14 protein-coding genes are annotated in these 13,679 nt (G+C 67.5%); 6 read left to right on the forward strand and 8 right to left on the reverse strand.

Annotated features, from left to right (window positions below; translation table 11 throughout):
- Window positions 1-6 precede the first annotated feature (6 nt).
- On the forward strand, window positions 7-513 hold the full coding sequence (locus EAH76_RS04500) for a tetratricopeptide repeat protein (RefSeq protein ID WP_194150939.1): 507 nt from the start codon (window positions 7-9) through the stop codon (window positions 511-513).
- A 91-nt stretch (window positions 514-604) separates the two neighbouring features.
- On the opposite strand, the gene rsmA is transcribed toward EAH76_RS04500, so the two are convergent.
- From rsmA to EAH76_RS04520, 4 genes are all read right to left on the reverse strand, one after another.
- The gene (gene rsmA / locus EAH76_RS04505) at window positions 605-1,426 is read right to left on the reverse strand and encodes a 16S rRNA (adenine(1518)-N(6)/adenine(1519)-N(6))-dimethyltransferase RsmA (protein ID WP_140848653.1); all 822 of its coding nucleotides are present in this window, start codon (window positions 1,424-1,426) and stop codon (window positions 605-607) included.
- Window positions 1,423-2,418 carry a 4-hydroxythreonine-4-phosphate dehydrogenase PdxA gene (pdxA, locus tag EAH76_RS04510; RefSeq protein WP_140848655.1) on the reverse strand — a complete coding sequence of 332 codons (996 nt, stop codon included), beginning with the start codon at window positions 2,416-2,418 and terminating at the stop codon, window positions 1,423-1,425. The genes rsmA and pdxA overlap by 4 nt, the downstream gene beginning before the upstream one ends.
- Before the next feature lie 16 nt (window positions 2,419-2,434).
- Complete coding sequence (locus EAH76_RS04515) at window positions 2,435-3,823, reverse strand: peptidylprolyl isomerase (protein WP_140848657.1); 1,389 nt, start codon at window positions 3,821-3,823, stop codon at window positions 2,435-2,437.
- Between the two features lie 113 nt (window positions 3,824-3,936).
- Window positions 3,937-6,174, reverse strand: a complete 2,238-nt coding sequence (locus EAH76_RS04520; RefSeq protein ID WP_140848658.1) for an LPS-assembly protein LptD — start codon at window positions 6,172-6,174, stop codon at window positions 3,937-3,939.
- A gap of 196 nt (window positions 6,175-6,370) precedes the next feature.
- Here EAH76_RS04520 and EAH76_RS04525 point away from each other — a divergent pair, with 196 nt between their 5' ends.
- From EAH76_RS04525 to EAH76_RS04540, 4 genes are all read left to right on the forward strand, one after another.
- On the forward strand, window positions 6,371-7,846 hold the full coding sequence (locus EAH76_RS04525) for a leucyl aminopeptidase (protein ID WP_140848660.1): 1,476 nt from the start codon (window positions 6,371-6,373) through the stop codon (window positions 7,844-7,846).
- A gap of 146 nt (window positions 7,847-7,992) precedes the next feature.
- Window positions 7,993-8,433, forward strand: a complete 441-nt coding sequence (locus EAH76_RS04530) for a DNA polymerase III subunit chi (protein WP_140848662.1) — start codon at window positions 7,993-7,995, stop codon at window positions 8,431-8,433.
- Between the two features lie 93 nt (window positions 8,434-8,526).
- The gene (gene ndk, locus EAH76_RS04535; RefSeq protein ID WP_140848663.1) at window positions 8,527-8,949 is read left to right on the forward strand and encodes a nucleoside-diphosphate kinase; all 423 of its coding nucleotides are present in this window, start codon (window positions 8,527-8,529) and stop codon (window positions 8,947-8,949) included.
- Window positions 8,949-9,470: a GNAT family N-acetyltransferase gene (locus EAH76_RS04540; RefSeq protein WP_140848665.1), complete on the forward strand. Its 522-nt coding sequence runs from the start codon at window positions 8,949-8,951 to the stop codon at window positions 9,468-9,470. The genes ndk and EAH76_RS04540 overlap by 1 nt, the downstream gene beginning before the upstream one ends.
- A gap of 39 nt (window positions 9,471-9,509) precedes the next feature.
- Here the strand turns inward: EAH76_RS04540 and EAH76_RS04545 are convergent, their stop codons facing one another.
- The 4 genes from EAH76_RS04545 to purM all read right to left on the reverse strand — a co-directional run bounded on the left by EAH76_RS04545 (window position 9,510) and on the right by purM (window position 12,327).
- A complete protein-coding gene (locus tag EAH76_RS04545; protein WP_140848667.1) occupies window positions 9,510-10,172 on the reverse strand; it encodes a hypothetical protein in 663 nt (220 codons plus the stop codon).
- Window positions 10,169-10,546, reverse strand: a complete 378-nt coding sequence (locus tag EAH76_RS04550) for an MmcQ/YjbR family DNA-binding protein (protein ID WP_140848669.1) — start codon at window positions 10,544-10,546, stop codon at window positions 10,169-10,171. Before EAH76_RS04550 ends, EAH76_RS04545 begins: the two co-directional genes overlap by 4 nt.
- Entirely contained in the window at window positions 10,543-11,052 is a 510-nt protein-coding gene (gene purN / locus EAH76_RS04555; RefSeq protein ID WP_140850360.1) for a phosphoribosylglycinamide formyltransferase, read from the reverse strand. The genes EAH76_RS04550 and purN overlap by 4 nt, the downstream gene beginning before the upstream one ends.
- Window positions 11,053-11,217: 165 nt before the next feature.
- A complete protein-coding gene (gene purM, locus EAH76_RS04560) occupies window positions 11,218-12,327 on the reverse strand; it encodes a phosphoribosylformylglycinamidine cyclo-ligase (protein WP_140848671.1) in 1,110 nt (369 codons plus the stop codon).
- 62 nt (window positions 12,328-12,389) lie between these two features.
- On the opposite strand from purM, the gene EAH76_RS04565 reads away from it, so the two are divergent.
- Window positions 12,390-13,661 carry a heavy-metal-associated domain-containing protein gene (locus EAH76_RS04565; protein ID WP_140848673.1) on the forward strand — a complete coding sequence of 424 codons (1,272 nt, stop codon included), beginning with the start codon at window positions 12,390-12,392 and terminating at the stop codon, window positions 13,659-13,661.
- Window positions 13,662-13,679 lie beyond the last annotated feature (18 nt).

The following is a 13,679-nucleotide window of genomic DNA, read 5'->3' on the forward strand; positions in this document are numbered from 1 at the left end:
TATCTCATGCGTTACACGTCCGTCGCCGTCGCTGCCGCGCTGACGCTGGTTACCGTCGCGACCGCGGTGCAGGGCCAGCGGCCCGAGGACGCGGTCGATGCGCGCTCGCTGGCGCTGCTCGCCAAGGGGCAGGCGCAGCAGGCGGCGGGCAATCTCGACGCGGCGACCGATCTGCTCGAGAGCGCGGTCGCGGTCGATCCGCGCAATCGCGGCGCGTTCGTCAGCCTCGCCGAAGTCGCCAAGACGCGCGGCCTGCCGGGCAAGGCGATCCGGCTCTACCGTGAGGCGCTGTCGCTCGATCCCAACGATGTCGCCGCGCTCAGCGGGCAGGGCGAAGCGCTCGTCGCCAAGGGCGCGGTGATCCGTGCCCGCGAAAATCTCGCCAAGGTCAAACTGGTCTGCGCCAAGCGCGCATGCCCCGAGGTTGCCGCGCTGACGGCATCGATCGCCAAGGGCCCGCCAATCGTGACGGCTGCAGCGACGGTACCGGCAGCGCTCCCCAAAACCGACTGATCCGTCGCCCCGGCGAAGGCCGGGGCCGCTCGGTTGGTCGCGCGGCGCTGTGCCACATCCAGCGGCCCCGGCCTTCGCCAGGGCGACGACGTCAGGAAAGCGCCTTCGCCAGCGCCACGAACTCCGCAACGCTCACCGTCTCCGCCCGCCGCGTCGCCTCGATCCCGACCGCCTCGAGCGCGGCAAGCGCACCCGGCACGCCCTTCAAGCTCTGCCGCAACATCTTGCGCCGCTGCCCGAACGCCGCCGCCGTGAGCCGCTCCAGCGTCGCGAAGCGCACGCCGTCGGGCGCCTCGCCCGGCACGATATGCACCACCGCCGACATCACCTTGGGCGGCGGCGTGAAGGCCGACCGGTGCACCGGCATCGCCAGCGTCGCCTTGCTCCGCCACTGCGCCAGCACCGCGAGCCGACCATACGCCTCGCCATCGGTCGGCGCGACGATCCGCTCGGCGACTTCGCGCTGGAACATCAGCGTCAGGCTCTGCCACCACGGCGCCCAGTCGGCCGAGAGCCAGCGCACCAGCAACGCCGTGCCGATGTTATAGGGCAGGTTCGAGGCGATATGCGGCTTGCCCTCGAACAGGCCCGCGCCATCGATCTCGAGCGCATCGCCCTCGATCACGCGCAGCTTGCCGGGAAACGCCTCACCCAATTCGGCCAAGGCCGGGATACAGCGATGGTCGCGCTCGATCGCGGTGACGCGGGCCCCGGCCCCCAACAGCGCCCGCGTCAGCCCGCCCGGCCCCGGGCCGATCTCGAGCACCTCAGCATCGGTCAGATCGCCAGGGATCCGCGCGATCCGCGCCAGCAATTGCGCGTCGAGCAGGAAGTTCTGCCCCAACGCCTTACTCGCGTTGAGGCCATGGCGCGCGATCACCTCGCGCAGCGGTGGCAATTCGGGAAGGCTCACGCGTCGGCAGCGGCGCGGCGGTCGGCGGCTTCGCCGGCGAGGCGGATCGCCGCGATCGTCGCACCGGGCTCGGCGCGGTCCTTGCCGGCAATGTCGAACGCGGTGCCATGGTCGGGCGACGTCCGCACGATCGGCAGGCCGAGCGTGATGTTGACCCCCTCGTCGAAATACAGCGTCTTGATCGGCACCAGCGCCTGGTCGTGATAGCAGCACAGCACCGCGTCATACCCGGCGCGCGCGCGCGGATGGAACAGCGTGTCGGCGGCGAACGGCCCGATCGCATCGATCCCATCACCGCGCAGCACCGCGACCGCAGGCGCGATCAGCTCGATCTCCTCGCGTCCGATCGCGCCGCTCTCGCCGGCATGCGGGTTGAACCCGGCAAAGGCGATGCGCGGGTTGAGGATCCCGAAATTCCGTGCGAGGCCGCGCGCCGTCGCACGCCCCTTGGCGACGATCAGCTCGATCGACAGCAGCCCACTGACTGCGGCGAGCGGAACGTGCGTCGTGATCGGCACGACGCGCAGATCAGGGCCCGCGAGCATCATCACCGCATTCTCGCCGGCAATGCCGCAACGCTCGGCGACGAACTCGGTCTGGCCGGGATAATTGAAGCCGATCTGGTAGAGCTGGCTCTTCGACACCGGCCCGGTGACGAGTGCCCGTGCTGCGCCCGACCGGACCAGCCCCGCCGCCAGCTCGAGTGCGCGCAGCGCACAGCGCGCGCCCTCGACGTCGGGCGAGCCCGGCACGATCTCACCGCCATCCTCGACCGTCAGCACCGGCAGCGCGGTCTCGAACACACCGTTCGCCGCATCGGGATGCGCGATGGTGGTAATCGGACCGTCCCACACCGCTGCGATCGCACGCGCGTCGCCCGTCGCGAAGAAGGGCGGGAGCCCGGCTTCGCTACGGCGCGACCACGCCTTGGCGATGACCTCGGGGCCGATGCCCGCCGGATCCCCCATCGATATGGCGAGCGGCGCGACCATCGTCCTATCCCCCCGGTCAGCGATATTCGATGATCGCATCGCGCCGCAAATCGCGGAGCAACTGGTTGGCGCGCAGATTGACGCGCTGATTTTCCATCGTGCTGCGGACCTGTTCCATCCCTGGGATGTTGGCGACCGCCTCGTCGCGGCCGCACAGCACGAGCGAACGGATGCCGTCCTTGGCCGAACCGAACGGCGGGGTCGATTCGCCGACCTGCAGCTTGAGCATGATCTCGCGCAGCGCGACCGGCAGATCCTTGATCCGCACCGAATCGTTGTCGACCACGTCGGCGCCGAGCGCCGAGGCGACCTTGGCGACTTCACCGCAGCCCTTGATCGTCGCGCTGAGCTTGGCGAACTCGGCGACACGCGCGTTGGCCTGTTCCTGCGTGATCCCCTCGGGGAAGCGTTCGCTGACCTGCTTGAGCGTCAGGCGCGCGTCGAGCGGATCGGCGACGCCGATTTTCCGGGTGTCGACCAGATAGATGATCGAGAAGCCGCCCGGCACCTCGATCGGCCCGGCGAGATGCTCGGGCGTCATCGACTTAATCGCCTCGACCAGCGCGGCCGGAAGCTGCGACAATTGCTGCTCGCTCAACCAGTCGAGATCGCCGCCGGTCGCGCGCGTCGTGGCGTCGGACAGGCGGGCATAATAGCCGAACGTGTCCTCGCCCTTGTCGCGCTTCTGGATCGACTGCATCATCTGCTGCGCCTGCGCGAACACTTCGGGCGCGCGATCGGCATCGGCCTTCAGATAGATTTCGCGGACGTGATATTCGGTCGAGCCCTGCTGCTTCTTGATCTTGTCGATGATCGCATTGACCTCTTCGTCACCGACATTGACGTCGACCTTGCGGCGCAGATAGCGGTTCCACGACAGTTCGGCCTCGATCTGGCGCTTGAGCGAGCGGTCCGACGACGCGATCGAGCGGAGATAGGCGCGCATCTCGGTCGGCGTCTTGCCGAAGTTGCGCGCGACCGTGTCGTAGCTCTTGGTGATCTCGTCGGGGCCGATCTTGACGTCGGCACTCTTGGCCTGCTGGATCTCGAGCGTCTCGTCGATCAGCTGGCGGACGATGACGAGCTTGTACTGTGCCATTTCCTGCGCCGACAGCTTGAGGTCGCGCGCGGCGAGCAACAGCGCGACGCGCTGGTCGATATCGGTCCCGGTGATCACCGCGCCGTTGACGATCGCGGTCGGCTTGCGGATCGTCGGATCGACCTTGCCGAAGATCGTCGGGTTCTTCGGCAGGTCGAGCGCGGTCACGCCGGCCTGATCCGCGGGAGCGGCATCCGGCGCGGTCTGTGCGATCGAACCGCCGCTCGTCGCCAGCAGCGCGATGATCGCGGCGCCAAATCCCACACGGCGACCAAGGCGGGTCGGCTTTGCAATATCAGTCTTCACGTAATCAAAATCCCATCCCGCATGGCGTGCCCCGATCAGCCCACAGAGCTCGAGCCGGAACCCCAGCCCAAACCGTTGGACGCTGCACTGCGCCAATCCGTCTGAACCTGTGCTTAGCGGCCAAGGTTTTTGAACGCCAGCGTCAACAGGAAGCCGTTGCCCGCCTTGACGTCGCCGGTCGTCTGATAATCGCGTTTCCAGGTGACGCCGAGCTTGAGGCAATCGTCCTCATACTGCACGCCGAGGCGATGCCGCACCGGATCGAACCCGTCGGCGAGCGACAGCGGGTCTTCGTCGCGATTGGTCAGATCGATCACGGTCGAGCCGAACACCGACCAGAAACGCGAAATCTGCACGCGCGACCCGACCCGCAATTCCTCGCGGTCACGCAGATCCTCGAGCGTCTGGTCGATATTGCGGTTGAGCCGCAGATAGCCGACCAGCAGATAGGTGCTGCGCGAGCCGACCGTCGCGTCGAGCTCGTTGCGTCGGACCGCGAGGTCGCCCTGATCGAGCCGGTAGCGGTGGATCACCGACACCCAATCGTGGAAGCGCAGCTCGGTACGGCCGACGATATCCGACACGCGACCCGACAGGCCGGTGCCATCGGGGAACAAGGTCGGGCGGCTGTTGAGCCGATAGCTCTGGCCGACATTGGTGGTGAAGGAGAAGCCCGGCAGATCGACCGACCAGTCGAGCCCATAGGTCACGCGCGCCGAATCCTCGAAGCGGTCATAGCCCGGGAAACGGTTGAGCGAGAACAGGTTGGTGTCCTCGAGATCGACCGAGCGCGAATCCTCGTTGGGCACCATCGTCGTTCCCGCCTGCGGTGAGGCGACGACCTGGACGCGCGGGGTCAGCCGCTGCGTGCCGCCGAGGAACGACCCGATGAACGGCCATTTCACGTCGACCGCAAACGCACCGAGGATCCGGCCGCTGACCCCGGACTCGCCGCGATAGCTCGCCACCGTCGTCGCGAGGATGTCGCTCGTATGATAGATGTCGCCGCGACCGAGCGCGGTGAAGGTCACTTCCTGGCCCCATGGCGTCAGCTTGCGCAATTCCCACTGGGCGCTGGCAAAGGCCCGCTGCGTATCCTGTCCCGCCGGACGCTCGATCCCGAGGCTGTTGACCTGGAAGGTGAAGACACCGCCGAGCAGGCTGTCGGGAATGCGCTTGCGATAATCGATCTGGGGCAGCGCGATCGGCTGCAACGCCTGGCGGTCGCCGACGCGCAGGGTCTGTACGTACCAGCCCGCGACCGAGAAATAGCTGCTCTTGTCGATATGCTCGAGCTTGACGGTGCTGCGCAGCCGGTCGTCGGTCGAGATGTCGTAGCGGCGCAGGAAGGTCGGGTCGGTGGTCAGCCGGAGCGATCCGCTGAGCGTCCAATCGGGGCTGAGCTGGAACTTGGCGACGCCGTCGAGATAGCCGCGGAACGAATTGGGTGTTCCGGCAGGCGTCGGGGTCAGCAGGTCGGTGCTGCGCGGGCTCGCGGTGACATAGCCCGCGATGCGATACGCGCCGAGCGTGTTGAGCGCGCTATATTCGGCCTTGAGCATCGGCAGCACCGCGCTGAAGATCCGCGGCGTTACCGTCAGCCCCTGGTTCGGCCCGAGCGCGAAATGATAGGGCTGCGCGAATTCGAAGCCGTTGGTGCGGCTGTAGCGCAGATCGGGTGCGAGCAGGCCGTTGTCGTTGCCGTCGCCGATCGAATTCGAGAACGCCGGCAGCGGGAGCGTCGGCAGGCCGAACAGATTGATCCGCGCGCCCTTGTAATAGATCCGCTTGCGGTCGGGCCGATAGATGACGCGCACCGCGGTGATCTTCCACGACGGCTCTTTCGGGCAATTGTCCGAATCGGTCACCCCGCACGGCGTATAGGCGGCGTCGTCGAGCACGACGCTCTCGTCGAGCGAGCGCGTGCCCTTGCGCGCCGCGAGCCGCCCGCCTTTCTCCAGAACGAGCAGCATGTTGTCGACCATGCCGTCCTTCAGCGCATCGGTCAGGTCGATCGAATCGCCATAGGCGGTATCGCCCCCCGGATTGACCACCGCCACGTTGCCGCTCGCATGGACCTTGCCGGTCTTGCGGTCCCATACCACCGTGTCGGCGCGCAGGCGGTTGCCAGCACGGTACATGCGCACGTCGCCGGTCGCGGTGACCAGGTCGGCCTTGTTGTCATATTCGAGCGTGGTCGCGTTGAACTGGACCTGATCGTCGCTCGTGCTCGGAGTCGTCGCGGGCGGCGGCGGCGGGACGGTACGCGTCTGCAGATCTTGCGCGGACGCGGGCGCGGCCGCCAAAACGAACGGAATCACACAGCTGGCGAGGAAAACGGCACGCGTCACGTCGGAACAAACACCCTGATGCGAGAAAGCGCCCGGTCTTCGCCGGATGCCGCTGGTCGATCCCGCCCTATCGCATCGACCTCGCCCTGCTGCAATCGTGCTGCGGCGAATTCGTGGGGCGATCCTTTGCCAGCCGCGTTGCGCTGTCCTAGAGACATCCGACTCAATCGACGACCAGACCCACATCGAGGCTTTCATGCAGATCGACTTTTCCACCGCCGCGCCGGCATCCGCCGCGGCCATCGCCTTTCCCGTCGAGAAGGACGGGCTCGCCCGGCTCGCAACGACGCTGATCGACGCCGCAGCGCTCGATCTCGCCAAGGCGGCGGCGCGCGCAAGCCGCTTCGAGGGCGAGGCGGCAAGCGTCGTCGAGACCTTCGTCGCCGATGGCGCGGGCGGGGTGCGCCGCGTTCTGCTGCTCGGCACGGGTGCTGGCAGCGAGCCCGACTATGAGCGGGCCGGCGGCGCGTTGACCGCCCGCTTGCTGACCTCGGGCGTCACGAGCGCGAGCGTCGATTTTACCGGCGCCGGGGCCACCCCGAATGCGGTCGCACGCTTTGCCGGCGCCGCGGCACAGCGCGGCTGGCGTCACGACGTCTATCGCACCAAGCTCCCCGAAAAGTCGAAGCCCACGCTCGCTTCGATCGTGCTGCACGGCACGCCCGACGGCACCGACGCCGCCTGGAGCAAGCAGAAGGCGCTGACCGAAGGCCTCGAACTGACGCGCACGCTCGTCGCCGAGCCGCCCAACAAGATCTATCCCGAGACCTTCGTCGCCAAGGTGCTCGCCGAAGTCGAGGGCCTCGGCCTCGAAGTCACCGTGCTCGGTGAGGACGAGATGCGCGAGCTCGGCATGGGCGCGATCCTCGGCGTGTCGCAGGGCTCGGCCAAGGATGCGCGACTGCTGGCGCTCAAGTGGAGCGGGGCAGGGGCGGGCGATCCCGAGCTGGCGCTGGTCGGCAAGGGCGTGACCTTCGACACCGGCGGCATCTCGCTCAAGCCCGGACCCGGCATGGAAGACATGAAGTGGGACATGGGCGGTGCCGGCGCGGTCGTCGGCGCGATGAAGGCGATCGCCGGGCGCAAGGCCAAGGCGAACGTCATCGGCGTCTGCGGTCTGGTCGAGAACATGCCCGATGGCGATGCGATCCGTCCCGGCGACGTGCTCACCTCGATGTCGGGACAGACGATCGAGATCCTCAACACCGACGCCGAGGGGCGTCTGGTGCTGTGCGACGCGGTCACCTGGGTCCAGCGCACGCACCATCCCAAGACAATCGTCGATCTCGCGACGCTGACCGGCGCGATGATCGTCAGCCTCGGCACCGAGCATGGCGGCATCTTCGCCAATGACGACGCGCTCGCCGATGAGCTGCTCGCCGCTGGCAAGGCCTCGGGCGACCTGTTGTGGCGTTTCCCGCTGTCGGATGCGTACAACAAGCTGATCGACTCGCCGATCGCCGACATGAAGAATGTCGGCCCACGCGGCGCAGGCTCGATCACCGCGGCGCAGTTCATCCAGCGCTTCGTCGAGCCGGGCGTGAAATGGGCGCATCTCGATATCGCCGGGATGGTCTGGGCCGACAAGCCCGGCCCGAACTTCGACAAGGGCGCGACCGGGTATGGCGTGCGTTTGCTCGACCGGTTCGTGGCGGACAATTTCGAAGCATAAGCCGCAAAATCCCCCTCCCGCTTGCGGGAGGGGCCAGGGGAGGGAACGACCTGGAACGCCTGCGCTCCGCCTGAGGCGCTGCCCTCCCCCMACCCCTCCCGCAAGCGGGAGGGGAGTAAGAAGAAGCGGGTAGGTGAAGAGCTGAAATGCAAGTCGACTTCTACCACCTCACCGCGCAACCGCTCGAGCGCGTGCTCCCACGCATCGCCGAGCGCGTCGTCGAGACCGGCGGACGCCTGCTGATCGTCGCCGAGAGCGCCGACCAACGCGGCGCGCTCGACCGCTTGCTCTGGACCTACGCACCCGACGGCTTCCTCCCGCACGCGCAATCCGACGGCGAGAGCGACGCCGCCCAGCCGATCCTCATCACCGAGCATCCCGCTGCACAAAACGCCGCGCGCAACATCGCGCTCGCCGATGGCGTGTGGCGCGAGGAGGCGCTCGGCTTCGATCGCGCCTTCCACTTCTTCGACGAAGACCGCATCACCCACGCGCGCGCCGCGTGGAAAGCGCTCGCCGATCGCGACGGGATCGAGCGCCGCTACTGGAAGCAGAACGACAGCGGCCGCTGGGAGCAAGCCGCCTGAGGCCCACCCCGAGGCTTGCATCCCACCGGGCTCCCGACTAGGGAACCGCGACTTTCCGCGACACCTTTCAAACACCACAGGAGATTCACGGTCATGGCCGCGAACCGCACGTTTTCGATCATCAAGCCCGACGCAACGCGTCGCAACATCACCGGTGCCGTCACCAAGATGCTCGAGGAAGCCGGCCTCCGCGTCATCGCCTCGAAGCGCATCCAGATGACCCGCGAGCAGGCCGAGGGCTTCTACGCGGTCCACAAGGAGCGTCCGTTCTTCGGTGAGCTCGTCAGCTTCATGATTTCGGGCCCGGTCGTCGTCCAGGTGCTCGAGGGCGAGAACGCGATGCAGCGCAACCGCGACATCATGGGCGCGACCAACCCGGCGAACGCCGATGCCGGCACGATTCGCAAGGAGCTGGCCGAGTCGATCGAAGCCAACACCGTGCACGGTTCGGACTCGGACGAGAATGCCGAGATCGAGATCGCCTATTTCTTCAAGCCCGAAGAAATCGTCGGCTGATGCTGCAATGGCGCGTGCGACGGGCAGGGGCGGCGGATGCCGACCTGCTCTCGCTCGTCGCCAATGCGGCCTTCCTCGATACCTATGCGCCGTCGCTCGCCGGCGCCGATCTCGTCGCGCATTGCCTCAAGAACAATAATGCGGCGGTGTTCGCCAAATGGCTCGCCGATCCCGCGACGGTGGTTACCGTCGCGGAGATCGAGCCCGGGCTCGCGCCGATCGGCTATGCCGTACTGACCGCGCCCGACTTTCCGATCGACCTGCAGCCGGGCGATATAGAACTGCGCCGGATCTATACGCTGCGCCAAGCCTATGGCAGCGGCATCGGCGCTGCGCTGCTGGCGCAGGCGACTGCCGACGCGGTGCTGCTCGGCGGCAAGCGCTTGCTGCTCGGCGTATGGGACCAGAATGGCCGCGCCCGCGCCTTCTACGAACGCAACGGTTTCACCGTCATCGGCAGTCGCGACTTCGTCGTCGGCGGTGAGGTCCATGTCGACCCGGTCTACGCGCGGAACCTTTGAGTATCGGTGATCGGTCGATCACCGACATCCGACCTGAATTCAGTCCTTCGGTTTCGGCTGCTGCCCCGCCCAGATCGCATCGACCCGCTTCTGCGTTCCGCCGATTTCGTGCAGGCGCAGGCTCTCGAGCTTGACCGACCGCCCGAGCAGCCCAAGCGGCCCGTTCGTCTCGGTCTTCCACCCGATATCGTAGATCCCGCGCGTCGTGCGCGGCGTGTCGCCATCCCAATAGGTCAACGCGATCAGCACCGGCAGGCGTCCGGCCTTCTTGTCGGGCCCGCCATCGGTCGCCTTGAGCAGGGCATGGTCGAACCAGCCGCGATCGATCGTATCCGCCACCGTATCCTTGGTGCCGACGCCGAGCGCGGTCGGGAAGGTGACCGTCGCGTCGCGGATCGCATGGCGTTCGTCATGCGCCAGCAGCAGCGCGCTGCCGTTCGAAGCCGGCGCCGCGCGAATGTCGAAGCGCGATTGCGCGCGTTCGGCCTTGACCGCGGCGACCTGCTTGTCGGCCTCGTCCGCGCGGTGGTCGGCCCAGTTGAGATACAGGCTGCCACCCGCGATGATCAGCCCGGCAACCGCGATGAACTCGCCGAGATTGATCCAGCGCCGGCGCGTCGCCGCGGCCTCTGCCTTCGCGACCGCCTCGGTGGCGGCGACTTGCAGCGCGGGGTCGCGCGGCGGGGTCGGCTGATCGCTCATCGTCCGCCAGCCTCGAGCAAGCGCCGCGGCGCGGCCAGTTCCCAGTTGATCGCGATCCGATCACCGACGCGGTCCCAATCCAGATCGTCGCGATCGAGCCGCATCGCGACCCAACCCGACGAACCGAGATAGGCCGGGCTGAAATAGCAATCGGGGTCGGCCTCGATCAGCGTGGCCTGTTCGTCGGCGCCGGTGGTCTTGACGATGACGACGGTCTCGCCGTCGCCATGATGGTCGTGGCAGAAATAGGCGAAGAACTTGCCGTCCTCGATCAGGAAGCCGGGCGCGCCGTGCGACGGGCGCTCGGTGGTTTCGGGCAATGCCAGCGCGAGTTCGCGGACCTTGGCGAGGGCGGATTCGGGGTCTGGGCTCATCGTCTTACGAACTCTGCCAGAACATGCGGGTAAAGGCGATGCTCGGCTTCGAGCACGCGCGCGGCGAGGCTGTCGGGGGTGTCGCCGGGCACGATCGGGACCTCGGCCTGACCGAGCACCTCGCCACCATCGAGTTCTTCGGTAACGATATGGACCGAACAGCCCGCCACGGCATCGCCCGCTTCGATCGCACGGGCGTGGGTGTCGAGGCCCTTGTATTTGGGTAGCAGCGAGGGGTGGATGTTGATGATCCGACCCGCCCAGCGCGCGACGAACGCCTCGGAGAGCAGGCGCATATAGCCGGCCAGCGCGATGATCTCGACGCCAGCCTCGACGAGTGCGGCGTGGATCGCGGCTTCATACTCGGCCTTCGGGATGCCCTTGGGTGACTGCGTGAAGGTGGCGAGGCCGCGCTCGCGCGCCCAGGCGATGCCGGCGGCATCAGGCTTGTCCGACGCAACGAGCGCGATGTCATAATCGCGTGCCGCCTCGACGAGCGCCATCATATTAGAACCGCGGCCCGACAAGAGAATACCCACCTTGACGCTCACAACTCCCCTCCCGCTTGCGGGAGGGGCTGGGGGAGGGGCGTGCAGCACCTGCCAACGGTTGCGAGTGAGGACAGGCCCTCCCCCGACCCCTCCCGCAAGCGGGAGGGGGGAAGAAGAAGTTCACCCATGATTATGCGTCGCGGTCCAGTCGGCGCGACCGCCCCAGGTCTCGACCGACCCCGCCACCGTGCACCCGCGCACGCCGGCCTCGATCGTCCCGATCGCGAACACCGTCTCGCCCGCCGCTTCGAGCCCGGCGGTCACCGCCGCGACCTCGTCCGCTGCGACCACCGCGACCATCCCGATCCCGCAATTGAAGGTCCGCGCCATTTCCTCGGGCTCGATATTGCCCTGCGCCTGGAGGAACGCCATCAGCCGCGGCTGCGCCCAGGCATCGGCATCGATCTTCGCATGCACGCCATCAGGCAAAACGCGCGGGATATTCTCGAGCAAACCGCCGCCCGTAATGTGCGCCAGCCCCTTGATCCGCTTCTCGGCGAGCAACGGCAGCAACGCCTTCACGTAAATCCGCGTCGGCGCCATCAGCGCGTCGATCAGCAGCACGTCAGCATCGAACAAGGCCGGCCGGTCAAGCTTCCAGCCCTTGTCGGCGGCAAGCCGGCGCACCAGCGAGAACCCGTTCGAATGCACACCAGCCGAGGCAAGCCCCAACACGACGTCGCCCGCTGCGATCGCAGCGCCGGTCAGCACCCGGTCACGCTCGACCGCCCCGACGCAGAAGCCCGCCAGATCGTAATCGTCGGCGGCATACATGCCCGGCATCTCGGCCGTCTCGCCACCGATCAGCGCGCAGCCCGCCTGGCGGCAACCCTCGGCGATCGAGGCGATCACACGCTCGGCAACCGCAGGGTCGATCTTCGCGGTCGCATAATAATCGAGGAAGAAGAGCGGCTCGGCGCCCTGCACGATCAGATCGTTGGCGCACATCGCAACGAGGTCGATTCCGACCCAGTCATGCGCATTGTGTTCGATCGCGAGCTTGAGCTTGGTGCCGACCCCGTCATTCGCTGCGACGAGCAAGGGATCGACGAACCCCGCCGCCTTCAAATCGAACAGCCCGCCAAAGCCGCCGAGCTCGGCATCGGCACCCGGCCGGCGCGTCGCCTTGGCGAGCGGTGCGATCGCGCGCACCAGCGCATTGCCAGCGGCAATCGAGACGCCCGCTTGGGCATAGGTATAGGACTCGGTGTCCGGGTTCGTTTCGCTCATCGTGCCCGCCTAGCCATATCCTGCTTGGATTTCCACGCCTCCTTCGCCAAAAGGGCGCCGACATGACGATCCGCCGCCTTTCCACGCCCCTAAAGTTCGCCGCGGCGCTCGCTCTCACCGCGACGGGCGGGCTCGTGCTCGCGCAAGTCGACGATCCCGACCAGGGCGTCGCGCCCGCCGACAGCTCGGGCAGCTACGAAGTGAGCGGCATCCAGGTCGACGTGACGGGCAAGAGCGCCGAGGCCGCGCGCTACGCCGGCTGGCGGATAGCGCAGCGCAAGGGCTGGGACATGCTGTCGCGCCGGATGGGGAGCAGCGGCGGCACTTTGCCCGACGGAACGCTCGACGCGATGGTCTCGGGGATCGTCGTCGAGAACGAGCAGATCGGCCCCAACCGCTATGTCGCCAAACTCGGCGTGCTGTTCAGCCGGGCGCGCGCCGGGTCGATCCTCGGCGTCTCGGCCGAGGCTTCGCGCTCGTCGCCGATGCTGGTCATCCCGATCGAGGTGAGCGGCGGAGTCGCGACCGGCCTCGAGCAGAAGACCAGCTGGCAGGAAGCGTGGAGCCGCTATCGCACCGGCAACAGCCTGGTCGATTATGTCCGCCCGACCGGTACCGGCGCCGATGCACTGCTGCTCAATCTCGGTCAGACCGAGCGCCCCGGCCGTGGCTGGTGGCGCGTCGTGCTCGACCAATATGGCGCGACCGACGTGCTGGTGCCCAAGGTCACGCTGCGCCGCGAATGGCCCGGCGGGCCGATCATCGGCGTGTTCGAGGCGCGGCATGGCCCCGACAATCGCATCGTCACCCAATTCACGCTGCGCGTCGATCGCGCCGATGCGCTCCCGGTGCTGCTCGATGCGGGCGTGAAGCGCATCGACGACGCCTATCAGACGGCTTTGCGCGGCGGCGGGCTCAGCGGCGATTCGGGTTTGGCCTATGTCGCGCCCGTCGGCATGCCGACGCCGACCGCGACGCCGACCGAAGTCGTGCCGATCGATCTCGGCATCGACGGGCTACCGGGTCCGAACGCGGCCAAGACGAGCGTGGCGATCACGATCCAGGCCGATACCCCCAATGCCGGTTCGGTTACCGCGACCGAAAGCGCGCTCCAGGCGATCCCCGGCGTCCGCTCGGCGATCACCACCAGCCTCGCGATCGGCGGGATCTCGGTGCTGCGCATCGCGTATGACGCCGATCCCGCAGTGCTCCGCGCAGCACTCGAGGCGCGCGGCTGGAGCGTCAACGCGAGCGGATCGACGTTCCGCATCCGCCGCAGCAGCGCGGCGGGGCAGGGCAGCCAACCCACACCCACCGATTCGCCGACGGGGTGATCTGATGCTCCCGGCACA

Origin of the sequence: Sphingomonas glacialis (assembly GCF_006439055.1) — a bacterium.
GTDB classification, from domain to species: domain Bacteria; phylum Pseudomonadota; class Alphaproteobacteria; order Sphingomonadales; family Sphingomonadaceae; genus Sphingomonas; species Sphingomonas glacialis_A.

What these genes read in the sequence shown, in the direction of transcription:
- EAH76_RS04500 (WP_194150939.1), top strand. Translation starts at nt 7, where the DNA reads ATGCGTTACACGTCCGTCGCCGTCGCTGCCGCGCTGACGCTGGTTACC.
- pdxA (WP_140848655.1), bottom strand. Translation starts at nt 2,418, where the DNA reads ATGGTCGCGCCGCTCGCCATATCGATGGGGGATCCGGCGGGCATCGGC.
- EAH76_RS04525 (WP_140848660.1), top strand. Translation starts at nt 6,371, where the DNA reads ATGCAGATCGACTTTTCCACCGCCGCGCCGGCATCCGCCGCGGCCATC.
- EAH76_RS04530 (WP_140848662.1), top strand. Translation starts at nt 7,993, where the DNA reads ATGCAAGTCGACTTCTACCACCTCACCGCGCAACCGCTCGAGCGCGTG.
- ndk (WP_140848663.1), top strand. Translation starts at nt 8,527, where the DNA reads ATGGCCGCGAACCGCACGTTTTCGATCATCAAGCCCGACGCAACGCGT.
- EAH76_RS04540 (WP_140848665.1), top strand. Translation starts at nt 8,949, where the DNA reads ATGCTGCAATGGCGCGTGCGACGGGCAGGGGCGGCGGATGCCGACCTG.
- EAH76_RS04545 (WP_140848667.1), bottom strand. Translation starts at nt 10,172, where the DNA reads ATGAGCGATCAGCCGACCCCGCCGCGCGACCCCGCGCTGCAAGTCGCC.
- EAH76_RS04550 (WP_140848669.1), bottom strand. Translation starts at nt 10,546, where the DNA reads ATGAGCCCAGACCCCGAATCCGCCCTCGCCAAGGTCCGCGAACTCGCG.
- purN (WP_140850360.1), bottom strand. Translation starts at nt 11,052, where the DNA reads ATGATGGCGCTCGTCGAGGCGGCACGCGATTATGACATCGCGCTCGTT.
- purM (WP_140848671.1), bottom strand. Translation starts at nt 12,327, where the DNA reads ATGAGCGAAACGAACCCGGACACCGAGTCCTATACCTATGCCCAAGCG.
- EAH76_RS04565 (WP_140848673.1), top strand. Translation starts at nt 12,390, where the DNA reads ATGACGATCCGCCGCCTTTCCACGCCCCTAAAGTTCGCCGCGGCGCTC.